Below are 24327 nucleotides of genomic sequence, written 5' to 3'. Positions count from 1 at the left end.
GGGAACGGAGCGCGCCTCATGGCGAGGAAACGCGCAGGTGGCGGCGGGGTTTCGCCGCTCACTCCGCGGGATGCGGTCCCGGCGTCGACGGAGTGGCGCCGTTCCGGCCTTCCTCGTCGGGCCGGTACGTGAGCAGCCTGCCCCGCAGCCAGGGGCCGAGTCGCTTCTCCAGACCGTCCGCCAGACTGAAGCCGGCGGGAACGATGAGCAGCGTGAGAACGGTCGACATGATGAGCCCACCGATCACCACGGTTCCCATGGGCGCCCGCCAAGCGCCGTCACCCGAGAGCGACAGTGAGACCGGGATCATGCCTGCCGTCATCGCCACGGTGGTCATCACGATCGGCTGCGCGCGCTTGTGCCCGGCATCCATGATCGCGTCCAGCTTGCGCACGCCCTTGTCCATTTCCTCGATCGCGAAGTCGATCAGCAGGATCGAGTTTTTCGACACGATGCCGAGCAGCAACAGGATACCGATATAGACCGGCATGGATTGCGGTTGGCCGACCAGCCACACGAGGAAGATGCCGCCGAGCGGCGCAAGCGCGAGCGAGGTCATGTTGACCAGCGGGCTCATCACTCGCTTGTAGAGCAGCACGAGCACTGCGAAGACCAGCAGAATGCCCGAAACGATGGCGACCAGGAGGCTCGACATCATCTCCTGCTGCCATTCGTCGTCGCCTACCAGGTCGCGGATCACGCCTTGCGGCAAGTCCTGCAGGATCGGCAGAGCATCGACTTGTGCCTGCGCCTCCCCTTTCACGATGCCTTGCGCGAGATCGGCGCCGATGAGCACGCGGCGGTTCTGATTGTAGCGCTGGATCGTGGTCGGCCCCGAGCCGAAACTGATGTCGGCAACGCGCGAAAGGGGCACGGTGCCTCCGGTGCGGGTCGGTACCGGCAGGTTCTCGATCGTCGTCAAATCCTCGCGCGACTGCTCAGGCAGCTTCACGCGGATCGGAATCTGGCGGTCTGCAAGCGAGAACTTTGCCGCGTTCTGCTCGATCTCGCCAAGCGTGGCGATGCGGATCGTCTGGCTGAGCGCGGCGGTGGTTACACCCAGTTCCGCAGCAAGGTCGGTGCGCGGCTCGATGATGATTTCGGGCCGGTTGATATCCGCGCTGATGCGCGGCGCGACGAGCGTGTCGAGCCCCTTCATCTGCTCGACCAGGGTCGCGGCGGTTTCCTCCAGCAGGTCGGGATCGGACCCGGCGAGCATCACCGTCAGGTCGCGCCCGCTGCCGAAGCCGCCCGATTGCGACTGGAAGCGCACCCGCGCGTCGGGAATCTGCGCGAGCCTCGGCGCGAGCGCGCGCTCGAACTCGACCGAGGTCCGCTCGCGATCGGGCTTCAGTGTAATGAAGATAGAAGCGTTGCCGACCCGCACCCGTTCGAGCGCCCGCAGCACTTCCGGTTCTTCATAGAGAATCCCGGCCACCTCGTCCGCAACGCGCTCGGTGGTCTCGAGCGTGGTGCCGGGAACCATCTCGATCTCGACACGGCTGTTATCGCTGTTGATGTTCGGCTGGAACTGCGGCGGAACGTTCATGAACAGCAGGATGGTGAGGATCAGCGCGAAATAGCCGGTCATCATCATCCACACGCGGTGATCGTAGAACCGCGCCTCGAGCCAGCGCCAGGTGTCGTGGATGCCGCCACCGATCATCCGCCAGGGAAGCCCTATCAGCTTGAGCAGGCCCCATCCGGCGCCGAAGCCGATCAACACGACAAGCAGGAGTTCGACGATCTCGATCAGCTTGAGGACAAGGAAGTGGAAGATTCCTTCGCCGCTAGCGAATAGAGCGCCCGCAACCGTTTCGGGTATGCTGATTGCCTGCAGCGCGTTGTACGCCCCGAAGACGACGATGAACGGTACGACGATGAGCAGCAGGACCGTTGCCAGGAACCCGAGGCCATAGAGGAAGCGATTGCGCGGCCCCTCCAGCCCTTCGCGGCGGGCATGCATCTTTCCGCGATTGAGCGACCAGGCGAGGACGCGCATGTAGCGGTCCATCATCGGCCCCTCGCCATGCGCCGCGTGGCCCTTTGCCTTGAGGAAATAGGCGGCCAGCATCGGCGTGATCATGCGCGCAACCGCCAGCGACATCAGCACCGCTATCACCACGGTGATGCCGAAGTTCTTGAAGAACTGCCCCGAAATGCCGGGCATCAGCCCGACCGGCAGGAACACTGCAACGATGCAGAAGCTGGTCGCGACCACCGGCAGGCCGATTTCGTCCGCGGCGTCGATCGACGCCTGATAGGCGGATTTGCCCATGCGCATGTGGCGCACGATGTTCTCGATCTCGACGATCGCGTCGTCGACCAGGACACCCGCGACGAGGCCGAGCGCGAGCAGTGAGAGCGAGTTGAGATTGAACCCGAGCAAGTCCATGAACCAGAACGTCGGGATGGCCGAGAGCGGGATCGCGATGGCCGAAATCACTGTCGCCCGCCAGTCTCGCAGGAAGAAGAAGACCACGACGACAGCGAGGATCGCGCCCTCGATCATGGCCGCCATCGAGCTTTCGTACTGCTCTTCGGTGTACTGGACGGTGTTGAACAGCGGAATGAAGCGCACGCCGGGGTTCTCGGCCTCGATCTTCTCGATCTCTTCCATCGCCGCGTCGAACACGGTGACGTCGGAGGCACCCTTGGCGCGCGACATCGCGAAGTTGACCACTTCCTTGTCACGCACCTTGCTGATCGAGGTCCGCTCGCTGTAGCCGTCGCGCACCGTGGCGACATCAGCCAGTTTTACGGTCCTTCCGTCGCCCAGCTGGATCTGCCGCTGCGACAGCTCGTAAGCGGTCTCGGTGCTGCCCAGGACGCGGACCGACTGGCGCGTGCCGCCGACCTCCGTGTTGCCGCCCGCCGCGTCGAGGTTGGTCTGCCGCAGCACGTTGTTGATCTGGCTGGCGGTGACGCCGAAGGCCTGCATCCGTTCGAGATCGATAATGACCTCGATCTCGCGGTCGACGCCCGCGAAGCGGTTTACTTCGGCCATGCCCTCGACCGAAAGCAGCCGCTTCGCCACGGTGTCGTCGATGAACCAGCTCAGCTGCTCGATCGTCATGTCGTCGGCTTCGACCGCGAAGATGCCGAGGAAGCCGCCCGCGATCTCTTCCTTCGTCACGCGCGGTTCGATGATCCCGTCGGGAAGACTGCTGCGGATCTGATCGACCGCATTCTTGACCTCGGCGACGGCGTCGTTCGGATCGGTGCCGATCTCGAACTCGATGAACGTGCTCGAGCTGCCTTCGCTGGCGGTGGAGTTGATCGACTTCACGCCATTGATCGAGCGCACGGCCGACTCGACCCGCTGGGTGATCTGGTTCTCGATCTCGGTCGGAGCAGCACCGGGCTGCGAGATGGAGACGTTGACCGCCGGGAACTCGATATCGGGGTTGTTGACAACATCCATCCGCGCGAATGCCATCAACCCCGCCAGCAGCAGCGCCGTGAAGAAAACGAGCGGAATGACCGGGTTGCGTATCGACCAGGCGGAGATGTTGCGGAAGTTCATGCGTTTACTTCCCGTCCGTGACCTTGCGCGGCGAAACCGTTTCGCCTTCCGTCAGGAACCCGCCCGCACGCAGCACGACCCGTTCGTTGCCCGTCAACCCGCTGGTGATCGCAATGCCCCCGCTCGTGACGAGGCCGAGACTGATCCCTCGGCGCTGCGCCTTGTTCTCGTCGTCGATGACATAGACATAGCTGCCCTGGTCGTCCGACAGGATCGCCGATTCCGGCAGCATCGGCGCGACCATAGTCCCGCTGCCGATCGTGGCGCTGGCGAAGCCGCCCGGCCGCAATTCGGGCGCATAGGAAAGTGCGATACGCGCGGTGCCCTGCCGGTTCGCCTGCTCGATGGTAGGCGAGAGCTGCCAGATCTGGCCGGTGAAGCGCTCGTCGGTTCCCACCGGCGTCACGGTAGCCTGGGTCCCGACCGAAAGCTGGGCGAGATCGGATTCGCTCACCTTGGCGAGCATTTCCATCTCGCCTCCCTTGGCGATGGTGAACAGCGCCGTGCCCCCGCCCCCGGCGACCGTCTGTCCGGGCTCGACATTGCGTTCGAGCAGGAGGCCCGATGCCGGCGCGTAGATGTTGAGCCGCGCGGTGCGCTCCTGAAGCTCGCGGAGCTGCGCGCGGGCGACTTGCACCCGTGCGCGTGCCGCGTCACGCGTCGCCGTCAGCCGATCGACGTCGGCCTGCGAGATGAAGCCGCGATCGACGAGCTGCAGCGCGCGGTCGAGATCGGCCTGCGCGAGATCGGCGTCGGCTTCGGCAACGCCAACATTGGCCCGCGCCGAAGCGATCTGCTGTACCTGCACCGCGCGGTCGATCACCGCCAGGACCTGTCCTTCGGAGACCCAGTCGCCGGCATCGACAGGCACAGAAAGGACGCGCCCACCCTCGCCGACCGATCCGACCGGCATCGGCCGGCGTGCGGCCAGCGTCCCGCTCGCCTCGATCTGGCCTTCGATAGTCGTGCGCCCCGGCGTGATCACCGAAATCACCGGGAGCTGCGATTCGTCATCCCCCGGTCCGACGGCGCCCGTGCCGCCACCGCGGATCACGAAAAACGCGATTCCGCCAAGCACGATCAGCGCGATCACGCCGATTATGAGCAGCCGGCGTCGCCGACGCGTACGCGCGTCCGTCTCGTCACCGAGATCGGCGGGATAGCCCTCGGCCCTCTCGGCCGTGACGGTCGTTTCGTAGTTCATCACGCTTTCAGCCTTCCGGAACCGGGAAGTGTGTTACCCCTATAACTCACTCCTGGCAATAGCCGGTCGCCATTAAACTGCTGCGCCGCGCGCGGCAATGCACCGTTCGACGGGGGGCATATGCACCCGACGAATGACCTCCGAAAGGCCGAAGGGCGGACGCAGCTCCCGCCGCGCCCGCCCTTTCGTGACTTCAAGAGATCGTATGTCTACCGAACGCGGCCGCGCTGGATCAGATTTACGATCGCCAGCAGTACGATCGCGCCGACCAAGGCGATGATGAGGCCGGTGAGCGAAAACTCCTGCACGCTCCCCTCGACACCGAACAGTGGCCCGGCCAGAGCATTACCGATCAATGAGCCGATGCAGCCCACCACGACGTTCCAGAAGATGCCCATCGAGGCGTCGCGGTTCATCACCAGGCTCGCCAGCCAGCCGGCGATGCCGCCGACGATGATTGCGATAATCCATCCCATTCGGAAATCCTCCTGTTTGTGCGATGCCTGGTTCAACGAAGCGCAAGGCATTGCGGTTCCCCGGCATTTTGCATGCCGCGGCGGAAGGATACGATAAATGTGGGCCGACGGCTAGGCCGTGAGCAAATGAGCGCGGGACGAGAGGACTCGCTCAGTACTTGAACTGGCGCTCGTAGAGATCGCGATAATGCTGGATGCGGGTAACCCGCAGGCCCTGCATACCCGAGCGATCGACCGCGCGCTGCCAGGACGCGAACTCCTCCAGCGTAAGGGCATAGCGGTCGAGCACTTCCTCGAGGGTCAGCAAGCCGCCGTTCACCGCAGCGACCACCTCCGCCTTGCGGCGCACGACCCAGCGCTTCGTGTTGCGCGGGGGCAGGTCGTCGAGCGTGAGCGGCTCTCCGAGCGGGCCGATCACCTGGGCAGGGCGAAATTTCTGGTTCTCGATCATTACGTCTCTCGGTCGCCGGTTACCGCGCCATTTGCGGCGGCAAGGTCTTGCCGCCCGGGCCTTTGCCATGGCCTAAATCGTTATGGTTAACGAGGCGTTGTTCCCGGGCCGGAAGCGCTTCTCCCCGTTTGCCGAATCGCTCGAAATTGCCTCCGTGGGCGCTGGGGGTCGTCATCGCGTGGCGCAGGTCGTCCACCGCCGCCAGGCGTGCGACGACCTCGTCCCAACGGGGCGCGCGCAATGCCTCGCGCTCGGTCGGCCGGTTGCCGACGACGGCAGGAACGATGGTGCTTTCGAACATGCGCCGCCTATATCCCCTACATCGTCAAGATCGGGTAAAGCCGCGATTCACCGATCGGTGAGGATTGGCGAAACCGCGCTCGCCGCAACGCTTTATGGATGGCGTCGGGACGTGTATGGGCGCGCGCATGAACGCACCCGCCACTTTCGCCCGCGAACTCGATCGCGCCGCGCTGTTCGACCTGCCGCGCCCGGCGCGGGAGAGCCGGATCGTCGTGGCCATGTCGGGCGGGGTCGATTCTTCGGTCGTCGCAGCCCTGGCGGCCGCGAGCGGCGCGGAGACGATCGGCGTGACCCTCCAGCTCTACGATTACGGCGCCGCGACAGGGCGCAAGGGCGCCTGCTGCGCGGGCGACGACATCGCCGATGCGCGCGCCGTCGCCGACCGCCTCGGTATCGCGCATTACGTGTTCGACCATGAGAGCGCATTCCGTGAGGAAGTGGTCGAGACGTTCGCCGACGATTACCTCGCCGGGCGCACGCCGGTGCCCTGCATCCGTTGCAACATGGGGCCGAAGTTCACCGATCTGTTCCGCATGGCGCGCGAGCTCGGCGCCGACTGCCTAGCGACCGGGCACTATGTGCGGCGGATCATGGGCGCCGCGGGTCCCGAACTCCACCGTGCGCTCGATCCGGCGCGCGACCAGTCGTACTTCCTCTATGCGACGACCGAGGACCAGCTCGACTTCCTGCGCTTCCCGCTGGGCGGCCTGCCGAAGAGCGACGTGCGCCGCCTGGCCGAAGGCGCCGGCCTGCGCAACGCGGCCAAACCCGACAGCCAGGATATCTGCTTCGTGCCCGACGGCGACTATGCCCGGATCGTCAAGACGCTGCGCCCCGAAGGCGGAGAAGCCGGGCCGATCGTCCATGCCGCCACCGGCGAGACGCTTGGCACGCATCGGGGCATCGTCCACTACACCGTCGGCCAGCGCAAAGGTCTCGAGATCGGCGGCCAGCCCGAACCGCTCTATGTCGTCGGAATCGACGCGGAAAGCCGCGCCGTCAAAGTCGGCCCGCGGCATATGCTCGCGGTCACTGCCGCCCGGCTGATCGAAACCAACCGCATCGGCCCGCTTTCGCAGGCACCGCTGACCGCCAAGGTCCGGTCCCTCGCGAAGCCCGTCCCGATCACCATCGAAGGCCCGTTCGGCGACGGCGCACACTGCACGATCCGCTTCGCCAACCCGGAATACGGCGTCGCCCCCGGCCAAGCCGCCGTGATATACGCTGGCGAACGCGTCGTGGGCGGCGGCTGGATCGATTCGACCGAGGGCGCGGCCGCCTAACGTGGGAGCTACCCCTCCCACGACTCCAGCACGCAGCCGTAGCCGTCGCGCAGGGTGGCGGTTTCGCTAGCGAGGAGGGGGAAACGGGCGGTGACGCTCTTTGCCTCGGCATCCTCGCTCAGCATGACGAGCTCCATGCCGGACAGCTTGTCCTTCTCGCAGTCTTCCAGGCTGCGTCCGCCGAGGTAGCGGCACGAGCAGGCCACGCGTGCGGAATAGGCTGCGGCGGTTTGCGAATAGCCAGCCATCGGCGCGCGGAAATACCAGGCGACGCCAGCCGCGATCAGCGCCAGAACCGCCAGCACCAACGGCCAGCGGCGGCGGCGCGGCGGGCCTTTGCGGGGTGGAGTTTTTGCCATTGCCAAGCCTGCCATGCTGCGCGAGGAAACGCCGCATGCGCCTGCGGCCCGCCCCCCTTATCGTCTGCCTCGCCTCGCTGCCAGTCCTGCTCTCGTGCAGCGACGCCACGCCCGTGCCGGAGCCGCTGACCGAGGAGGCGCTGGCCGCCGTCACCGAAAATCCCGGCGCGCCGACCGAGCAGCTCGCCCGCCGGGTGGACGACTTGTTCGTCAAGGAGGGACTTGGCGAAACCCGCGCACTGATCGTGATGCACGGCGGCGAAATCGCAGCCGAGCGCTATGCGCCCGGTTACGACGAGCATACGCGCTTCGTCAGTTGGTCGATGGCCAAGACGGTGACGGCGGTGATGATCGGCATGCTGGTCGCCGACGGACGGCTCGCGCTCGACGACTCGCCCCCCGTGCCCCGCTGGCAGCGCCCGGGCGACCCGCGCGGCGAGATCACTCTGCGCCAGCTGCTCCAGATGCGCAGCGGCCTGCGCCATACCGAAGGGGGCGATCCGCCGTACGAGTCGTCCGAAGTGCGGATGTTGTTCCTCGATGGGCGCGACGACATGGCCGACTGGGCCGAGAGCCAGCCGCTCGAAGCCGAGCCGGGGCGGGAGTTCGAGTACTCCTCCGCCACGAGCGTGATCCTGGCCGATATCGCAGCCCGGGCGCTCTCCCGCAGCGACGATCCCGAGGCACGGCGGCAGGCGGTGGCGGACTATCTCCAGACGCGTCTGTTCGGCCCCCTGGCGATGGATTCCATGGTGCCGGAATTCGATGCCAGCGGCACGCTGATCGGCGGCAGCCTGATTCATGGCAGCGCGCGCGACTGGGCACGCTTCGGCGATTTTCTGCGCCACAAGGGTTCGTACCGGGGCGTCCAGCTCGTCCCGCGTAAGTGGATCGAGGCGATGACCACGCCCAGCCCGCGCAGTTCGCACTACGGCATGCAGACCTGGCTCAACCGGCCGCTCGACGACGAGGGCGGGGGGGCGAATCACCCGCTGTTTCCGGACCGCGCGCCCCAAACGATGTTCGCTGCGATCGGCCACATGGGCCAGTACATCCTCGTTTCGCCCGAGCAGAAGCTGACGGTCGTCCGCCTCGGCCATTCGGATGCCCAGGAGCGCAAGGCAATGCTGCAGGAGCTCGCCGATATCATGGAGCTCTATCCGGCGACCTGAGCCGGTGCGGCACTCAGCGCTTCAGGTGGAACGTCCCCTCCACCACCGTGACGCAGCGGCCGCCGAGCCAGGCCCGGCTCTCATCGATGCGGCAGGTAAGGTCGCCGCCGCGGCGGGACGCCTGGTGGGCGGTGAAGCTCTCCCGCCCCAGCCGTGCCGCCCAGAACGGCGTAAGCGCCGCGTGGGCGGAGCCGGTGACGCTGTCCTCGTCAACTCCGCCGCCCGGCACGAAGACCCGGCTCACCACGTCGACGTCCCGGCCCGGCGCGGTGCAGATGAACTGATCGTCGCCCAGCGCGCCGAGGCCGCGCAGGTCAGGTGCGAGCGCGCGAACCTCGTCCTCGCTGCCGAACAGATAGATCCCGTAGCGGTCGGGGCTGCGCCAGATCTCCCGCGGCCGCGCGCCGAGAAGTTCGACTGCCTCGGGCCAGTCGGAGCGTTCGGTGGGAATCGCGGGCAGCGCAAGCTCGTAGCCGGCTTCACTCCGCCGCACTTCCAACAGGCCGGCCTTGCGGGTGCGGAACGTCACTCGCTCGTTGCCGTCGCGCCCGAGCAGCACGTGGCCACTGGCGAGCGTGGCGTGGCCGCAAAGCCGGATCTCGCAGGCCGGGGTGAACCAGCGCAGCTCCCAGTCCGCCGCACCGCTTTCATCGCGCACCACGAAGGCGGTTTCGGCGAAGTTGTTCTCCTCGCCGATCGCCTGCAGCACATCGTCGGGCAGCCATTCGTCGAGCGGCATGACCGCAGCCTGATTGCCGGCAAACGGGCGGTCGGCGAAGGCATCGACATGCCAGTAGGGCAGCTTCATCGCGCGTCCTTCTCCAGCTTCTCGAACTCGTCGGTCTCCGCGAGCGGGTTGTCCGGTTCGTCGACATGGCCCTGCGGGTCGATGTGGATCAGTAGCTCCATTTCGGGAAAATGACTGCACAGATCGGCTTCGACCCGTTCAATGATTTTGTGCGCCTCGCCGACGGTCATGGTGCCGGGAAGGTCGACGTGAAATTGAACAAAGTCGCGCGTGCCGCTCGTGCGCGTGCGAAGATCGTGGAGGTTGGTCAGTTCCGGGTGGCGGGCGGCGCGTTCGACGAAGCGCTGGCGCTTATCCTCCGGCCATTCGCGGTCCATGATCTGATCGATCGCCTCGCTCCCTGCCCGCCAGGCGCCCCACAGCAGCCAGGCGGCGATCGCGAGGCCGAACAGCGGGTCCGCGCGCGAGAGGCCGAGATACTGGTCGAGCACGAGCGCGGCGATCACCGCGAGGTTGAGCAGCAGGTCCGACTGGTAGTGGACGTTGTCGGTCCGGACCGCCAGGCTGCCCGTGCGGCGGATCACGTGGCGCTGCCAGGCCAGCAGGGCGAACGTCGCGAGGATCGCCAGCAGCGAAACCGCGATCCCCTCCTCCGCCGCCGCGGTCTCGCCGCCTTCGATCAGGTGCGAGACCGCCCGGAACGCGATGCCCGAAGCGGAGAGCGCGATCAGCATGACCTGGAACACCGCCGCCAGCGCCTCCGCCTTGCCGTGGCCGAAGCGGTGCTCCTCGTCCGCCGGCTGCGCCGCGACCCACACGCCGGCGAGCGTGGCGAGGCTGGCGACGAGGTCGAGCGCGGTGTCCGCGAGGCTGCCGAGCATGGCGCTCGAACCGGTGCGCCAGGTTGCCCAGCCCTTGAGCACGGCGAGAAACAGCGCCGTCGCGATCGAGGCATAGGCGGCGCTGCGGGTCAGCGCGGCGCGGTCGGCGGCCATGGCGGCGGAGTCGGTCACGGGTAGAGCAGCGTGCTCGACCAGCCCTCGCCCTCGCGGGTGAAGAGCCGGCGGTCATGGAGACGGTTCGGGCGGTCGAGCCAGAACTCGATCTGCTGCGGCCGCAGGGTGAACCCCGTCCAGTGCGGCGGGCGCGGCACCTCGCCGGTCGCCTTGCACGCCTCCTCCAGCGCCTCGACCCGCGCAACGTAAGTCGCGCGGCTGTCGAGCGGGCGCGACTGGTCGCTCGCGGCCGAGCCGAGCTGGCTGACGAATGGACGCGAGCGGAAATAGGCGTCGGCCTCGGCCGCACTGACCTCCATCAGGGACCCCTCGATACGGATCTGGCGCCGCAGGCTCTTCCAGTGGAACAGCAGCGCGGCCTGGGCATTGGCGCGGATTTCCTGGCCCTTGCGGCTCCGGGCATTGGTGAAGAAGGTGAATCCGCCCGACCCGTGCCCCTTGAGCAGGACCATGCGCACCGACGGCGCGCCGTCCGGAGTGGCAGTGGCGAGGGCCATGGCATTGGCGTCGTTCGGCTCGGCCTCCCGCGCCTCGGCCAGCCAGGCGTCGAACAGGGCCAGCGGATCGCTGTCGGGAAGGGCAGTCTGTTCAGCTTCCACTGGACTTTCCTGACTAAGTGTTGACACCTGTGACGCGCTCCGCCGCCTCCCTGCGCGAAAGTCACACGTGGGCGAGACCTTTCCAAGGAGGCCGCCTCGCGAACCGCGCCGATATTTGTTCCGCCCTATCGCGGGGGATGCGCGGAGGAAAGCCTCTCCCGCCGCCACGCCGCTTGCACGGCGAGACTGTTGCACCTAGCTAACACGCCATGGCCGATCCCTATGCAACGCTCGGTGTTTCCCGCACTGCGACCGAGAAGGACATCAAGAGCGCCTACCGCAAGCTCGCCAAGGAGCTGCACCCCGATCGCAACAAGGACAATCCGGCGGCTGCCGAGCGCTTCTCGCAAGTCACGCAGGCCTACGACCTGCTCAGCGACAAGGACAAGCGCGCCCGCTTCGACCGCGGTGAGATCGACGCGGACGGCAATCCGGCCAATCCCTTCGCCGGCATGGGCGGCGGCGGATTTTCCGGCGGCGCGGGCCGCGGCCAGCGCGGCTTTCGTGCGGAGGACTTCCAGGGGTTTGCCGACGAAGGCGTCGACCTGGGCGACATCTTCGAAGGGCTGTTCGGCGGCGGAATGGGAGGCGCGCGGCGATCCGGCGGCATGGGCGGCGGCTTCGGCCAGCAGCGCCGCCCGCCCCCGCCGCGCAAGGGCGCCGACATCGCCTATCGCCTGCGCGTGCCGTTCGTCGACGCCGCGACGCGCAAGGATCAGCGCATCACCCTGGCCGACGGCAAGACGATCGACCTCAAGCTGCCGGCCGGGGTGGAGGACGGCACGCAGATGCGCCTCAAGGGCAAGGGCGAGCAGGGGCCGGGGGGCGCCGGCGACGGGATCGTCACGATCGGGATCGACCGCCACAAGTTCTTCCGCCGGGACGGCGACGACGTGCGCATGGACCTGCCGATCACGCTGGACGAGGCGGTGAACGGCGCCAAGGTCCGCTGCCCCACGGTCGACGGCCCGGTCATGCTGACGATCAAGCCCGGCACCAGCGGCGGCACCACGATGCGCCTCAAGGGCAAGGGCTTCTCGGCCAAGTCCGGCCAGCGGGGCGACCAGCTCGTGCAGCTCGAGATCGCGCTGCCGGCCGACGTATCGGAACTGGCCAAAAGGCTGGAAGGTTGGCAGGACGGCGGCAACCCGCGCGCCGACCTGGGTATCTGACCCGGGCTCCCGCCAACCGAACGGGCCGATGAGCGAGAAAGATCTCCCCGAACCGCAGGAACGCGTCCGTCACACGCTTTCGCCCGAGGAGCGGCGCAAGGAGGCGATCGAGGCCAGCCTTGGCCTGCGCGAGCGCGTGGTCCAGCACGTCGGCCCCGGGACGCGCGTGTTTGAGGTCGGAAAGCGCGTGCTCGTCGGCACCTACAACGACGGCTTCATCCACGCCGGCAACCTCGCCTACATGTCGATGCTGGCGATCTTCCCCTTCTTCATCCTCGGCGCGGCGATCTTCTCGTTCATCGGCGAGGAAAGCGAGCGCGCGGCGACGATCGACGCCGTGCTCTATGCCCTGCCCCCGATGGTCGGCAACGTGATCGAGCCGGTCGCGCGCCGGGTGGTCGAGGCGCGCAGCGGCTGGCTGCTGTGGGCCGGCGGACTGGTGGCGCTATGGACCGTATCGAGCCTGATCGAAACGATCCGCGACATCCTGCGCCGCGCCTATGGCACGGCGGCGACCGAGGCGTTCTGGAAATACCGCCTGCTTTCCGCCGGCGTGATCGTGGCCGCGGTGATCCTGCTGATGCTCTCGCTGATCGCGCAAGTGGTGATCGGCGCGGCGCAGGAAGTGATCGACGCCTATCTCCCGTGGCTTTCGCACGTGATCTCGCAATTGCAGCTCTCGCGGCTGATCCCCGCCTTCGGCCTGTTCGGATCGCTCTACCTGTTGTTCCTGACGCTGACCCCGAGCGCCTACCGCGAGCGCCGCTATCCCAAGTGGCCGGGCGCGCTCGCGACGACGATCTGGTGGGTGGCGGTGACGGTGGCGCTGCCGCCGGCGATCCGCAGCTTCTTCAGCTACGATCTGACCTACGGCAGCCTGGCCGGTATCATGATCGCGCTTTTCTTTTTCTACCTCGTCGGCCTAGGGATGGTTATCGGCGCCGAACTCAACGCCGCCATGGCCGAGACTCCCGAGGAAGAGGAGAACCGTATCGGCCAGGCCGACAATCGCAGACGGGCGGCGGCGCGCCGCGCGGCGGCGGAAAAGGAACGCGCCTTGGCAGAAGAGCAGAAAGAGGAAACGAGATGAGCGGGTTGATGGCTGGCAAGCGCGGGCTGATCATGGGTCTCGCCAACGACAAGTCGCTGGCCTGGGGCATCGCGCAGAAGCTGCGCGAGCACGGCGCGGAACTGGCGTTCACCTATCAGGGCGAGGCGCTGGCGAAGCGCGTGAAGCCGCTGGCCGAGCAGCTCGGGTCGGATTTCACCTTCGAGTGCGACGTGTCCGACATGGCCGCGCTCGACGCCGCGTTCGAGACACTGAAGAGCCGCTGGGAGACGATCGACTTCGTGGTCCATGCGATCGGTTTTTCCGACAAGAACGAGCTGCGCGGGAAGTACGTCGACACCAGCCTCGAGAACTTCCTGATGACGATGAACATCTCGGCCTACAGCCTCGTGGCGGTGACCAAGCGGGCGGCGGCGATGATGCCCAACGGCGGCAGCATCCTGACGCTGACCTACTACGGCGCGGAAAAGGTCATCCCGCACTACAACGTCATGGGCGTTGCCAAGGCCGCACTCGAGACCAGCGTGCAATATCTCGCCAACGACCTCGGCCCCGACAATATCCGCGTGAACGCGATCAGCGCCGGTCCGATCAAGACCCTGGCGGCGAGCGGGATCGGCGACTTCCGCTACATCCTCAAGTGGAACGAGCTGAACTCTCCGCTGCGCCGCAACGTCACGATCGAGGACGTCGGCGGATCGGGGCTGTACTTGCTGTCCGACCTGTCCTCGGGCGTCACCGGCGAGGTGCACCACGTCGACGCGGGCTACCACGTGGTCGGCATGAAACAGGAAGACGCGCCGGACATCGCGCTGGACCGGTAGGGCTTCAGCTATCACTGATCTGCTACCAACTCCTGGATAGATTTCGACCATAGACGGTAGGCCGTGCTTAGAGTTTGGTAACACGTCGACCATCGCCTCCTTTGTTGCTGCACTCACGTGCTGCTGCAGAACGAGCTGTGAGATCATAAAGGCGAGCGAGGCCGTCAGCTTTTGCGGATCGCGAGGTCTGCAAGCGCGTAAGAGAGCAAACGTCGGACAAAAGCGAGTTGACGGGAGACCACTGCGCAAACTTCCACGTCAAACGACGGGATAGTTTTCGCCCCGATCAACTCGCAACCGCGACCAAGAGCCGCGCATTCCACGACCGTCGAGAGATCGAGCTTCTCCTCACGGCGTGGGTGGTCGAGGTTGGCAAGCGTCCCTGCCGAGGTTGACTGTCCTTTCTTCCCGGTGACGGACAAACTACGTCAACACGTCAACCGCTTTCATCTTTCATCGATATTCGCAACGGCGCGTTCCCGGCGGGGTGCCTGGGAGCTTTGACGGCGTACAAAGAATGCGGGCGCGATTGCAAAAAGGCTCCAACGAAGGCCAGCGATGTAAACTACCGCCGAATGTCAGCGCTAACCGTACGTGACCTGTCCTGAAGTTGGAGTACTAGGGAACGCTGACTTGCCAGCATCACTTCACAAATATATTTCGGTCTCACGAAAGGCGGGAGGAGCGGGATGGATAAGGCAGCTTTTATCTCGACACGCAAAGCTATCAACAGTGCACTGATTTGCTGCGCTGATAATGATTACAGCGGTATTTCAGAAATTTGGCAAGATCACTTAGCAAAACGCACCAATGGCTATCGCTACGAGACCGTCGCCAAGCTCCTATCTGAGGACAACGACTCAACTGCCGGTGTCGCAATCAAGATTCCGGATCACCTCAGAACATTCTACCGCCGCTTCTACGAAGAGTACTACAGAGAGCAGGACTTCCCGTCCCAACCTGACATAGGATGCCCCGGATCTCTGGAGGTCAACGGAAGAAGGGCTGATGTCGCCTATCTACAGAATTTCTCACGGACGTTGGACATCATTCCGCTAATTGAGCGGCTGGGCCGCAGGGTCCACGTCCTCGAAATAGGCGCTGGCTACGGGGGCATGGCACAGCAGATAACAGCTTCAGGATTCGTTGAGTCATACACGATCGTGGACCTGCCGGATAACCTTCTCCTCTCGAGCTATTATCTCCGTAGCAATTTCCCCGAACTTCGAGGCAACACCTGCCAAGACTTCAGCTTTCGGAAGGCACTGAATTTTCTCATTCCGCAGCAGATCGATGAGATCGCAGGCCAAAAGTTTGACGTTGTGATCAACTGCGACAGCTTTGGAGAGATGCCCGCAGCCGTTGCGCAGGCCTATGTCACGTTCGTGGCGTCCTCCCTCTCCGACGATGGTTTTGCATATTTGAAGAATGCACATCGCCACACACCGGCAACGGTGCAGAAGGTCAGCGATTTCGGCTACGAGCGATTTGATCTCGAAACACTCAAGCCGACCCTGTTCCCGAGCCTGATCTTCGATCACCACCACCACGTTGTCGTCCTTAGGAAAAAATCTGGCAATCAGGCGTTCGACCCGACTCATCTCGATGTCTACGGCGAAATCATTCGGTCGGGCATCCACGGGGAGGTAGTTGCGCTCGGTCAGCGCATCGCCACAGAAACCATGAGCGATGACGACCGGCGTTTTCTCGACGTGGTCGATCGCACTTATCGCGGCGAACTACACGATTGGCGACCCACGGATCCCGATCTCGCGGCTACGCTCGACTATCTCCAAGGAATCGAGTTGGTGAACCGCGGTCAACGCACAGAACTTCTTGAAAGGTACCTTCGCGCTTCTAAGTCAGCTGCAGCTGAAGCGATCACGCTTTTCGTGCTGTCGCGGCAGGGGGGGCGCCTTCGTTTTACGCAGTCTTTTCGGAATGGTTTTCGCACGGAGTTCCTGCTGCGAACCATGAAACTAGATCCGACCCGCACGTTTCAGGGGGCGCTACTTTGGCATTTACGCAAACCCATGGTGGAAGCGGTGTCCCGTCCCTATAGAGGCTTGCGTAAATCGGCCTTGGTTCATCTGAAGAACATCGTATTGAATCTGCGTGAGGGTCGAGGACCAAGGGTGTCCCGGGTGGCTTGACACTCCCCACCGATGAATGCGCCGAACGCCCCGCACACGCTATGCAGCTTCGACTGAGTGGGAACGGCTCTAATCGCTCTCGCAGGCCGCGGCGACCGGCGGGGTTCGCTCGCCGAGGCCGAGCCGCGGAAAGCTGCGCGCGAGGACGAGCAGGACGGTCGGCAGCGCCATGGTGAACAGGATGTCCCAGCCGGTTTCTATAACGAGCGCCTCCCGGATCGAACCGTAAGCCAGCGCCCGCGACCAATCGAGCAGCTCGTTGCCGATCTCGAGGACGAACACGAACAGCCATGGCCAGGCGCTCGCCAGTCCCCGCCGCATGAAGGCGGCCGCGAGAATCTGCAGCAGCAGTCCGAAATAGGCGTGCAGGACCGGATGGCTGATGCCTGTCCAGTTGGAGATCCACAGCTTCCAGCCGATCCACTCGGCCGCGATGCGAACGATCCACGGATCGGCCTGCGCCGCGAGCGCCATGAAGAACGAGCCGATTTCCATCGGGCGCGACATAGGAGGGGGCATGTGGGGAGGCAATGGGGGTGCGGCGATGCGGGGCGTTTCGTCTACCCGCAGCCCACGCGCGGTTAGCCCTGCCCGGTGGCGCGTTCCAGAACCACGGCGCTGACCTCAGCCGTTCTGCGGAGCTCATCTTCAGTCAGCGTCGGATGGACCAGCCACATGAGGCTCGTCTCTCCCAGCTCGCGAGCGGTCGGGAGCCGCTCGGGCGGCCTCAGATCGGTGCCGTCGAAGGCTTTCTCAAGATAGACTTCGGAGCAACTGCCCTGGAAGCACGGCACGCCGCCGGCTACGATCTCGGCGACGATCCGGTCTCTGTCCCAGCCGGGTGCGAGCCGCTCCGGCTGGACATAGGCGTAGAACTTGTACTGTGCGTGCACGCTCCCGCGGTCGCCGATCGCGGGGGTCCGGACAATGCCTTCCGCACCGGAATGCGGCGCAAGCGCTTGATAGAGGACATCGGCATTCCGCGTCCTGGCGGCCGTCCAGCCGGGCATTCTCCGGAGCTGGATACGGCCGATCGCAGCCTGAATTTCGATCATCCGCCAGTTCGTCCCGAAGCTCTCGTGCACCCAGCGGAAGCCGGGCGGGTGCGATCGCTCGTATACCGCCTCCCAGCTCTTCCCATGGTCCTTGAACGACCACATGCGCGACCAGAGGTCCGGATCGTTGGTCGTAACCATACCTCCCTCGCCTCCGGTGGTCATGATCTTGTCCTGACAGAAGGACCAGGCACCGACATGGCCAATCGATCCGACGCTGCGCCCCTTGTAGCGCGCGCCGTGGGCCTGTGCGCAGTCCTCGATCACCTTGATGCCGCGCGGTTCTGCAAGCGCCATGATCGGATCCATGTCCGCCGGCCAGCCGGCGAGATGGACGACGATGATCGCACGGGTACGATCGGTCAGATGGGGCGCGATGGTCGCCGCTGAGATATTCCCGCTGTCGCGCTCGACATCGGCAAATACCGGAACGGCGCCCGCGTTGACCACGCAGCTGACCGAGGCGAGGAACGTCCGCGGGGTAACGATAACCTCGTCGGTAGGCGAGCCGCCATTCGCCGCGCCGATTCCCAGCCCGTGCAGCGCGAGATCCAGCGCGACCGTCCCGTTGGCCAGCGCGATGGCATGCGCACATTCCGACCACTTCGCGAATTCGCGTTCGAACTGACGGCATTCCTCGCCCGTCCAATAATTGACGCGATTGGAGCGCAGCACCGCGGAAGCCGCGTTCACCTCCTCCTCGGTAAAGCTGGGCCAACGGGCGAAGGCGGTGTTCAGCATTTCATTTCTTTTCCATGATCCGGGCTGGGTTGCCGATAACGGTGACGCCGGGCGGTACGTCCTTCGTCACCACAGCGCCCATTCCGACGGTTGCGCTGGCACCGATCGAGATACCTTGGCGGATGATCGCGCCCGATCCGATGTAGGCATGGCTACCAATCGTCACGTTGCCATTGCAACGTACTCCCGGGGCGAAGGTGACGTAATCTCCTATCACGCAGTCGTGTTCGACGTAGGAGTACAAGTTACCGTGAAAGCAGCGGCCGATGCGAATGTTCGAGGTCAGGGTGACAAAGGGTGAGAGCAAGGCGCCGGGGCCGATCTCGACGTCGTCCATGACGACGACGTTGCCGGCGGAGACGCCGATGACATCAATGCCTGCAGATCGACAGCGCTGGTCGAGCATTTCACGAACGCCTGCATTCGCAACTGCCAAAGCGGCGAGCCGCTGTGACGCAGGCTCACTCGCGAAACGATCGAAGGTCCAGATTGGATGGCCATTGGCAGCGTCGGCCGCAGGATCGTCATCGATAAAGACGAGCTCCACGTCCGCGGTTGCAAGCTGCCGCCGGAGCAAGGGCATGACGCCCCTACCGCAACCGCTCGCGCCATAGACGCCGTACAGTGGCTTCACGATTTGGGCGTGCCTTGGAATTTGGCCATAGTTGCCTCCCCGTCCGCGCTGATGCCATCGCGCTGGAGAACCTTCAGGACCGTCAGCCACAGTATCTGCAGATCGAGCTTCATGCTTCGATTGTCGACATACCATACGTCGAGGGCGAACTTCTCTTCCCAGCTGAGGGCGTTCCGTCCGTTGACTTGCGCCCAGCCGGTGAGTCCCGGGCGCACCTCATGCCGCCTGGCCTGTTCGGCGCTGTAACGGGGCAGGTACTCCATCAAGAGCGGCCGAGGGCCCACCAAACTCATGTCGCCCTTCAGCACGTTCCACAGACTTGGCAACTCGTCGAGACTGGTTGAGCGGAGGAAGCTGCCGAAGGGCGTGAGCCGGTCTGCATCAGGCAGTTGTGCACCATGACCGTCGACTGCGTCGCGCATGGTGCGGAACTTCAACATCTCAAACGGCACGCCGTCGAGGCCTGGTCGAACCTGTCGAAAGATCGCTGGCGAACCCATCTTGGACCGGATCAGCAGCGAGAGAACAATAAGCAGAGGAAGCAACAGAAGGAGCGCGCTCCCCGCTATCGCGATGTCCGTCAGGCGCTTCATGTTCTCCGCCCTTCCGTGACCCAGGCTACCCATTGATCGGCAAGCCTTTGACGCTGGAACTCCCGCTCGGCCAAGTCCGCGGCACGCTCCGCCATCGCCTTCAACACACTACGATCATCCGCCGCACGTTCCAGCGCATCGGCAAACGCTGACGCATTATCTGGCGGTACGACCAGGCCGCATCCTCCTGCCTCGATCATCTCCGCCAGCCATCCCGGGTAGTTGTTCAGGACCGGCAGTCCGGCCGCGATATAGTCGAAGAACTTGTTCGGCGAGGTCCCGTAGTAGAAAGCTGGAACATTCGCGAGAACCTGCATTCCCAAGTCGGCCGCGGCCATCAAGCCCGCCAGACGCTGCTTGTCGACGGGTGGGTGGAAAATCACGTTGCGCAGCCCCTCGCGCTCGGCGCGCTCCTGCAATGCGGATTTCAACCGCCCATCGCCAACGAGCGCCAACTTTATGTCGCTTCTCCCGCGCCGCTGCAGCACACCGGCGGCATCAAGCACCGCGTCGAGGCCGTTGGCGATGCCGTGGGTGCCCGTGAAGATCGCAAGAAGATCGTCCTCGTGCACTCCCTCAGGGCGCCAACGTGACGGCGACGAACGGAATATCTCGATGTCGCAGCCGTTGGGAATGGTGGCGATCGCAGATGCCTCGACTCCTCGTCGTGCAATGCCCTCGGAAATTCCTGGCGCGAGCGCGACACAGCGCTCAGCGCTTCGGTAGGACACCCATTCTAGCGCCGACATCACAGTCAGCACTAGCGGATTAGTAATCACGCCCATCGCTTTCGGGAGCTCAGGCCACAGATCGCGAACCTCGAAAACAAAAGGCTTCCGGCGCAAACACCGCGCCGCGATGGCTGGAAGGCCCGCTGTCAACGGCGTGGTGGTGGCAAAGGCAAGATCATACTGCTCGCTCAGCGCGATCTGGAGACTGCCCCACGCGTATTTCAGGAATGTTCCGCTACGTTTCAGGAAGCCATCGCTGTTGGAGTAGGAGAGGTCGAACTCGATCACGCCGATGCCATCGACAAGGCCCCGTCGAACGCCGCTGCAAAACGGGCCCTCCAACCCGGTTTTTCCTCCGCCGTAGCTACCGCAAACAATAGTTACCCGGTGTCCATGATGCAGCAGCCGTCGCGCCATCTCGTAGGACCGGATACCGGTCGCGCCGCGCGGGGTGGAGAAATGTTGGTGGAAGTAGAGGATGTGCACGATCCAGCGCTACCCTCTCGCGAATCCCGGACGCGGTGTTTCCACGAGATCTCGGAAGGCCTTTCCGGCGCGCGTTCGCGATACCTCCAACGGCTCGGCAATTGTTTCATCGAAGGCGGCATACCGTTCTTTCCATTCGTCCCCGAAGAACCGTCGTAGTTGCTTTGGTGCAGTCAGCCATTCTCCTCGGAAAAGCGGAATGATTCCCTCGCGCACGAACCCATAGTAATCATTGGCAATAAAATCAGTACCTGGAGTGTACATTACCGGCCGCCCTAGATGGAGTAACTCGATCGCCACACCACTGTTGGGGACGAGCGCTATATCGCATTCTTGAGCGAACTCTGCGAGGCGGGTGGATCGAGATTCCGTGACCCGTTTGTCACGCAGCAGCGTTGCCAAACTCGCTTTGCAGCGAGGATGCCGCCGTAAGCGGATAGACTCCACCGAGGGATGATCTAGCAACTCCAGCACAAGCTTCCCGACCCCGGCGGTGTCCCAAAGATAGCTGAGGCACAATCCTATCCTGTAGGCAGGACGGTGCGGAAGATCTGGAAGCGACGCTTCCTCATCAAACGGAGGAAGAATAATTACGCGCCCTTTGTTCGTTGTCCTATGATTAGCGGCACTAGCCTCATATTTCGCCCGAGACGCCCTGTCGAACAATATTGAGAGATCGTATATTAACGGCGGAAAATAATCAGCGACTGGTGCATGTTGTACGTAACATGTTTTAAGCCCCCTGTCTTGGGCAATGCTAACCAGTGCGAACGCGGCGGGGGAATGGTCACTCGCTATGCAGACGCATTGAACGCCGCGAAAATCACTGGTTCTAAATATCGTCCATGCGGTCAACGTGAGCACTAGCTGCACGTGTGCAAACGGCCCGTTTCCCTCCCTCTGCTGCAACTTTCCAGCGAGTCGCCAAAGGAGCGAAAGATGTAACAAACTCCTGAGCCGTGTGCTGAGCTGAACTGGCGAGCCATTGATCGAGGCGCTCCATTGCTGGCGTGCCGAGGCCTCATTGATGCGGCGAAAAGCTCGCTCATTATTCTGCGACAAACCAATTTGGAACAGTGCCTCGCCCGAGGGAACCCTGATGGCCCTGTAAAGCAGTAACGCAATCACGAGCAGAACTAAATTCCCGAGTCGGGATCGAGAAGCCCAACGTACTATGGGGAAGAGCACCTTGAATATCGGTCGCCTAGCGGAAATGCCCCCTGCAATTCCTTGATAGCGCTCGTTGGCGAAGAACGCGCTCGAACGCTCGATCATTGCATTAAACGCATCAAGCATCACCCCGAGTACACCCTCACCGTCACCGCGCCTTACCATCACGTACCTCGATGAGACACGCTAGGATAAACAACACAACGATCATTATGCTTGGCGAGAGAACTATTATATACTCTGTCACGTTGCCATGCACGACCTTCAATATCAGAGATAGAGCAAATATACGAACGTATCCAAAGGATGTTCTTATGCCATAGAATAGCTGCATAAACATCCATGTGAACGCAAGCAAGAATAGTGGAGAAAACAAGCCATGAAGGAGGATGCCAAGGTAGAATCCGGGGCTCGATCCAGCTCCTGGCACCCGGTACATGTCCATGTAAAATCCCTCAGACACCGAGCGGGGGAAGCTCGGCACAAATCCCTCACCCATTATGACATTATAGCGATTCAGATATGACCTTTGGATAACATCCAGATAAGCCATAGAGTCATTAAACATGCTCTCCCCAGATAAATACTTGTAGAGGCTCTCAGCGGATATAGACATCCTTGATATTGACCATCGGAAGGCAAATTCGGGCGTTAGATATGCAGGAATCACTGAGAACTTAGACCAAAATCCAATGTAAAATGCAGTACCAACTAGGACAAATGCAAGAATCCCTAGCAGGATATCATGGGATGTCTTTACCCTAAGCAATACACACAAGAACGCCGATATGGTCAGAGCTATCGCCAAACCATCAATTGTTATGGCCATACTGACCACAAATGCGATTAGCAGAAAGGTGTTGGCCGGTGATCCACGCCCGTATCTACCTTTGATGGCGAGCACCATGACCATCAAGGACGCAGCCCGCGCAATGGCATAGATGACCCCCGTGACGCCAGTCAGTTCCCCGGAATTATAGCGAGCACCCTCCGCCAAGAAGCCCGCAGCCAGAACATTCGCGACAATCGCGACCAGGAAAGTCAGCGTCATGGCCCTCGGACGCACATATATTCTCGGGAACGAAGTAATTCCCCTAGAGAACACCCACCCAAGAAATGTGTATATCCCGGCCAGAGCGATCAACATAAGAAACATCGGAGTATAGAACTCCGATGTTATATAGAATGTGTGACCCCTATTAACTATTCTGTTAAGCCCTAGCCATATAGCTTCTTGAAAGAAAAGTACAGCTATGAGCTTAGTCGTATTCTCCCTCGCGACCCTAGCAAGACCTTCCGTTGCGTGAAGGATGTTCTCATGCGGAGGCCCATTTGAGGCAGCGCTTCGGGTAGCGGATCGACCTTCACGCATGATGCTTCCCGTCCAAATGACGCCCCTTGATCAATGCAATCGATCCCAAGGATAGGAGCGTTGTAAAAATCGGCGCAAGAACCAGCGGGCCATCGAGAAAAACCCATGCACCATAAGTCGAGAAGAACGCCACTAGGAAGAACACGGCCATTTTCAGCAGAGTTGGTAGCGCTTGAGAAGGTGCCAGAAACCACGACATCAACCCCAGATAGGTCGCCAGTAGCGAGAAAGCGAGAGCATCCGCCAACATCGCGATCCCCAGGCCGACCCACGCAAACGCCCCAATCGAATAGTAGGAAGAATCGCCGATAATCAATCCGAGCGCTGCGCCGACTAGGGACAGTCCACCGATCCGCAGGAAGGGCCGACGAAAGAGGCGCTCAAAAGTAAGGGGTCGTCGCGCAATCACTTTGCGATATGGTATCTGATACCGCACATTGAATATCAAGGACACGCCTTGTCCTAGCTGCGCCAATGCTTGGAATACGTGGGCGACCTGCGGAAACAAGAAAGCCACAAAGAGGCGAGGCACCTGCCGGTGGCAGGCCAGAAGCGCAGAACTGCCAAGGAACGGCACATTTGCCTTTATGAGCATGAAGCCACCCCGGTTCCAAACTGGACGCAGTCCCGTCGCGGAAAAGAAGCGCCAAGCGAGTACGACCGCAGCGACGGAAGCGAGTGCGCAAAAGGAGATGATGTAATGAATGCCCGCTAGAGCCAACCCAATAGGTATGAAGAGCCACATGCTACGGGACATCTGCGCAACGAACCATAACGAGTACTTCTTGTTGAATTCATAGAATCGCGTAAGCTCGTCCGCAAACTTTTCAGAAATAAACGTCGCAATTATCGCAAAACCGATCCCAAGACTAGACTTCGATAGAAACAGCAGCCCTGCGAGCAATACAATGCTGATGAACGAGAGAATTATAAGACCGGAAATGTAGTTCCTTTCCACCCTGGTACTGGTGGCATGGCTCGCCATTCGGAAGAAATCGAGATGCACCGGAATGGATGACAATGTCAGCGCCATCGCAGCTGCGGGCAGCACGAAGACAAGTACGTTCGCATCCGGAATGAGGAACCCCTCCGCTAGCAAAGCCGCGGGCCGCAGGAGAAGGGTTACCCCTCTTTGAAAAAGAAGACGCAGCAAGCGCTCCACTCCAATTGATCAGTGGCGACGATCCAAT

At 62.9% G+C, this 24327-nt stretch carries 23 protein-coding genes; 6 read left to right on the top strand and 17 right to left on the bottom strand.

Annotated features, from left to right (window positions below; translation table 11 throughout):
* Positions 1 to 58 precede the first annotated feature (58 nt).
* From ETX26_RS13010 to ETX26_RS12990, 5 genes are all read right to left on the bottom strand, one after another.
* Entirely contained in the window at positions 59 to 3526 is a 3468-nt protein-coding gene (locus ETX26_RS13010; RefSeq protein WP_129525083.1) for an efflux RND transporter permease subunit, read from the bottom strand.
* A gap of 4 nt (positions 3527 to 3530) precedes the next feature.
* Positions 3531 to 4730 carry an efflux RND transporter periplasmic adaptor subunit gene (locus ETX26_RS13005; protein WP_129525082.1) on the bottom strand — a complete coding sequence of 400 codons (1200 nt, stop codon included), beginning with the start codon at positions 4728 to 4730 and terminating at the stop codon, positions 3531 to 3533.
* Between the two features lie 209 nt (positions 4731 to 4939).
* A complete protein-coding gene (locus ETX26_RS13000) occupies positions 4940 to 5206 on the bottom strand; it encodes a GlsB/YeaQ/YmgE family stress response membrane protein (RefSeq protein ID WP_129525081.1) in 267 nt (88 codons plus the stop codon).
* A 151-nt stretch (positions 5207 to 5357) separates the two neighbouring features.
* Positions 5358 to 5657, bottom strand: coding sequence for a CtrA inhibitor SciP (sciP, locus tag ETX26_RS12995; protein ID WP_129525080.1), 300 nt, complete (start codon positions 5655 to 5657; stop codon positions 5358 to 5360).
* A 19-nt stretch (positions 5658 to 5676) separates the two neighbouring features.
* The gene (locus ETX26_RS12990) at positions 5677 to 5958 is read right to left on the bottom strand and encodes a hypothetical protein (RefSeq protein WP_129525079.1); all 282 of its coding nucleotides are present in this window, start codon (positions 5956 to 5958) and stop codon (positions 5677 to 5679) included.
* Positions 5959 to 6085: 127 nt separating this feature from the next.
* Here ETX26_RS12990 and mnmA point away from each other — a divergent pair, with 127 nt between their 5' ends.
* Positions 6086 to 7243 carry a tRNA 2-thiouridine(34) synthase MnmA gene (mnmA, locus tag ETX26_RS12985; RefSeq protein WP_129525078.1) on the top strand — a complete coding sequence of 386 codons (1158 nt, stop codon included), beginning with the start codon at positions 6086 to 6088 and terminating at the stop codon, positions 7241 to 7243.
* 8 nt (positions 7244 to 7251) lie between these two features.
* On the opposite strand, the gene ETX26_RS12980 is transcribed toward mnmA, so the two are convergent.
* On the bottom strand, positions 7252 to 7602 hold the full coding sequence (locus ETX26_RS12980; protein ID WP_129525077.1) for a hypothetical protein: 351 nt from the start codon (positions 7600 to 7602) through the stop codon (positions 7252 to 7254).
* 35 nt (positions 7603 to 7637) lie between these two features.
* Between ETX26_RS12980 and ETX26_RS12975 the strand changes: the two genes are divergently transcribed.
* A complete protein-coding gene (locus tag ETX26_RS12975; RefSeq protein ID WP_129525076.1) occupies positions 7638 to 8774 on the top strand; it encodes a serine hydrolase domain-containing protein in 1137 nt (378 codons plus the stop codon).
* 13 nt (positions 8775 to 8787) lie between these two features.
* On the opposite strand, the gene ETX26_RS12970 is transcribed toward ETX26_RS12975, so the two are convergent.
* Genes ETX26_RS12970 through pdxH form a run of 3 tightly spaced genes read right to left on the bottom strand, consistent with a single transcriptional unit; the run spans position 8788 to position 11137 of the window.
* The gene (locus ETX26_RS12970) at positions 8788 to 9582 is read right to left on the bottom strand and encodes a PhzF family phenazine biosynthesis protein (protein ID WP_129525075.1); all 795 of its coding nucleotides are present in this window, start codon (positions 9580 to 9582) and stop codon (positions 8788 to 8790) included.
* Entirely contained in the window at positions 9579 to 10517 is a 939-nt protein-coding gene (locus ETX26_RS12965; RefSeq protein ID WP_129525385.1) for a cation diffusion facilitator family transporter, read from the bottom strand. Before ETX26_RS12965 ends, ETX26_RS12970 begins: the two co-directional genes overlap by 4 nt.
* 14 nt (positions 10518 to 10531) lie before the next feature.
* On the bottom strand, positions 10532 to 11137 hold the full coding sequence (gene pdxH / locus ETX26_RS12960; protein ID WP_129525074.1) for a pyridoxamine 5'-phosphate oxidase: 606 nt from the start codon (positions 11135 to 11137) through the stop codon (positions 10532 to 10534).
* A 209-nt stretch (positions 11138 to 11346) separates the two neighbouring features.
* Between pdxH and ETX26_RS12955 the strand changes: the two genes are divergently transcribed.
* From ETX26_RS12955 to ETX26_RS12940, 4 genes are all read left to right on the top strand, one after another.
* On the top strand, positions 11347 to 12309 hold the full coding sequence (locus ETX26_RS12955) for a DnaJ C-terminal domain-containing protein (protein WP_129525073.1): 963 nt from the start codon (positions 11347 to 11349) through the stop codon (positions 12307 to 12309).
* Positions 12310 to 12337: 28 nt separating this feature from the next.
* Entirely contained in the window at positions 12338 to 13399 is a 1062-nt protein-coding gene (locus ETX26_RS12950) for a YihY/virulence factor BrkB family protein (protein ID WP_129525072.1), read from the top strand.
* Positions 13396 to 14202: an enoyl-ACP reductase FabI gene (gene fabI / locus ETX26_RS12945; protein WP_129525071.1), complete on the top strand. Its 807-nt coding sequence runs from the start codon at positions 13396 to 13398 to the stop codon at positions 14200 to 14202. Before ETX26_RS12950 ends, fabI begins: the two co-directional genes overlap by 4 nt.
* A 689-nt stretch (positions 14203 to 14891) precedes the next feature.
* Positions 14892 to 16355 carry a putative sugar O-methyltransferase gene (locus tag ETX26_RS12940; protein WP_129525070.1) on the top strand — a complete coding sequence of 488 codons (1464 nt, stop codon included), beginning with the start codon at positions 14892 to 14894 and terminating at the stop codon, positions 16353 to 16355.
* A gap of 69 nt (positions 16356 to 16424) precedes the next feature.
* Here ETX26_RS12940 and ETX26_RS12935 read toward each other — a convergent pair whose 3' ends face one another.
* The 8 genes from ETX26_RS12935 to ETX26_RS12900 all read right to left on the bottom strand — a co-directional run bounded on the left by ETX26_RS12935 (position 16425) and on the right by ETX26_RS12900 (position 24290).
* Complete coding sequence (locus ETX26_RS12935; RefSeq protein WP_129525069.1) at positions 16425 to 16850, bottom strand: hypothetical protein; 426 nt, start codon at positions 16848 to 16850, stop codon at positions 16425 to 16427.
* 86 nt (positions 16851 to 16936) lie between these two features.
* Complete coding sequence (locus ETX26_RS12930; protein WP_129525068.1) at positions 16937 to 18151, bottom strand: DegT/DnrJ/EryC1/StrS family aminotransferase; 1215 nt, start codon at positions 18149 to 18151, stop codon at positions 16937 to 16939.
* A 1-nt stretch (position 18152) separates the two neighbouring features.
* Positions 18153 to 18785: a NeuD/PglB/VioB family sugar acetyltransferase gene (locus ETX26_RS12925; RefSeq protein WP_129525067.1), complete on the bottom strand. Its 633-nt coding sequence runs from the start codon at positions 18783 to 18785 to the stop codon at positions 18153 to 18155.
* Positions 18782 to 19378, bottom strand: a complete 597-nt coding sequence (locus ETX26_RS12920) for a sugar transferase (RefSeq protein WP_129525066.1) — start codon at positions 19376 to 19378, stop codon at positions 18782 to 18784. The genes ETX26_RS12925 and ETX26_RS12920 overlap by 4 nt, the downstream gene beginning before the upstream one ends.
* Positions 19375 to 20595, bottom strand: a complete 1221-nt coding sequence (locus ETX26_RS12915) for a glycosyltransferase family 4 protein (protein WP_129525065.1) — start codon at positions 20593 to 20595, stop codon at positions 19375 to 19377. The genes ETX26_RS12920 and ETX26_RS12915 overlap by 4 nt, the downstream gene beginning before the upstream one ends.
* A gap of 9 nt (positions 20596 to 20604) precedes the next feature.
* Positions 20605 to 21891 carry a hypothetical protein gene (locus tag ETX26_RS12910; RefSeq protein WP_165271772.1) on the bottom strand — a complete coding sequence of 429 codons (1287 nt, stop codon included), beginning with the start codon at positions 21889 to 21891 and terminating at the stop codon, positions 20605 to 20607.
* Between the two features lie 22 nt (positions 21892 to 21913).
* A complete protein-coding gene (locus ETX26_RS12905; protein ID WP_129525063.1) occupies positions 21914 to 23137 on the bottom strand; it encodes a hypothetical protein in 1224 nt (407 codons plus the stop codon).
* Complete coding sequence (locus tag ETX26_RS12900; RefSeq protein ID WP_129525062.1) at positions 23130 to 24290, bottom strand: hypothetical protein; 1161 nt, start codon at positions 24288 to 24290, stop codon at positions 23130 to 23132. The genes ETX26_RS12905 and ETX26_RS12900 overlap by 8 nt, the downstream gene beginning before the upstream one ends.
* Positions 24291 to 24327: the final 37 nt, after the last annotated feature.

Source organism: Pelagerythrobacter rhizovicinus, assembly GCF_004135625.1.
In the GTDB taxonomy this organism is placed as follows: domain Bacteria; phylum Pseudomonadota; class Alphaproteobacteria; order Sphingomonadales; family Sphingomonadaceae; genus Pelagerythrobacter; species Pelagerythrobacter rhizovicinus.
The sequence above is the reverse complement of the archived record's forward strand: the minus strand, read 5'-3'. Positions and strand labels throughout refer to the sequence as shown.

Excerpts from the sequence above, each read along its gene's own strand:
- ETX26_RS13005 (WP_129525082.1), bottom strand. The coding sequence starts at position 4,730 with ATGAACTACGAAACGACCGTCACGGCCGAGAGGGCCGAGGGCTATCCC.
- ETX26_RS12970 (WP_129525075.1), bottom strand. The coding sequence starts at position 9,582 with ATGAAGCTGCCCTACTGGCATGTCGATGCCTTCGCCGACCGCCCGTTT.
- ETX26_RS12905 (WP_129525063.1), bottom strand. The coding sequence starts at position 23,137 with ATGCGTGAAGGTCGATCCGCTACCCGAAGCGCTGCCTCAAATGGGCCT.
- sciP (WP_129525080.1), bottom strand. The coding sequence starts at position 5,657 with ATGATCGAGAACCAGAAATTTCGCCCTGCCCAGGTGATCGGCCCGCTC.
- fabI (WP_129525071.1), top strand. The coding sequence starts at position 13,396 with ATGAGCGGGTTGATGGCTGGCAAGCGCGGGCTGATCATGGGTCTCGCC.
- ETX26_RS12990 (WP_129525079.1), bottom strand. The coding sequence starts at position 5,958 with ATGTTCGAAAGCACCATCGTTCCTGCCGTCGTCGGCAACCGGCCGACC.
- ETX26_RS12920 (WP_129525066.1), bottom strand. The coding sequence starts at position 19,378 with ATGAAGCGCCTGACGGACATCGCGATAGCGGGGAGCGCGCTCCTTCTG.
- mnmA (WP_129525078.1), top strand. The coding sequence starts at position 6,086 with ATGAACGCACCCGCCACTTTCGCCCGCGAACTCGATCGCGCCGCGCTG.
- ETX26_RS12930 (WP_129525068.1), bottom strand. The coding sequence starts at position 18,151 with ATGCTGAACACCGCCTTCGCCCGTTGGCCCAGCTTTACCGAGGAGGAG.
- ETX26_RS13000 (WP_129525081.1), bottom strand. The coding sequence starts at position 5,206 with ATGGGATGGATTATCGCAATCATCGTCGGCGGCATCGCCGGCTGGCTG.
- ETX26_RS12935 (WP_129525069.1), bottom strand. The coding sequence starts at position 16,850 with ATGGAAATCGGCTCGTTCTTCATGGCGCTCGCGGCGCAGGCCGATCCG.
- ETX26_RS12940 (WP_129525070.1), top strand. The coding sequence starts at position 14,892 with ATGGATAAGGCAGCTTTTATCTCGACACGCAAAGCTATCAACAGTGCA.
- ETX26_RS12950 (WP_129525072.1), top strand. The coding sequence starts at position 12,338 with ATGAGCGAGAAAGATCTCCCCGAACCGCAGGAACGCGTCCGTCACACG.
- ETX26_RS12980 (WP_129525077.1), bottom strand. The coding sequence starts at position 7,602 with ATGGCAAAAACTCCACCCCGCAAAGGCCCGCCGCGCCGCCGCCGCTGG.
- ETX26_RS12975 (WP_129525076.1), top strand. The coding sequence starts at position 7,638 with ATGCGCCTGCGGCCCGCCCCCCTTATCGTCTGCCTCGCCTCGCTGCCA.
- ETX26_RS12965 (WP_129525385.1), bottom strand. The coding sequence starts at position 10,517 with ATGGCCGCCGACCGCGCCGCGCTGACCCGCAGCGCCGCCTATGCCTCG.
- ETX26_RS12955 (WP_129525073.1), top strand. The coding sequence starts at position 11,347 with ATGGCCGATCCCTATGCAACGCTCGGTGTTTCCCGCACTGCGACCGAG.
- ETX26_RS13010 (WP_129525083.1), bottom strand. The coding sequence starts at position 3,526 with ATGAACTTCCGCAACATCTCCGCCTGGTCGATACGCAACCCGGTCATT.
- ETX26_RS12910 (WP_165271772.1), bottom strand. The coding sequence starts at position 21,891 with ATGCTTGATGCGTTTAATGCAATGATCGAGCGTTCGAGCGCGTTCTTC.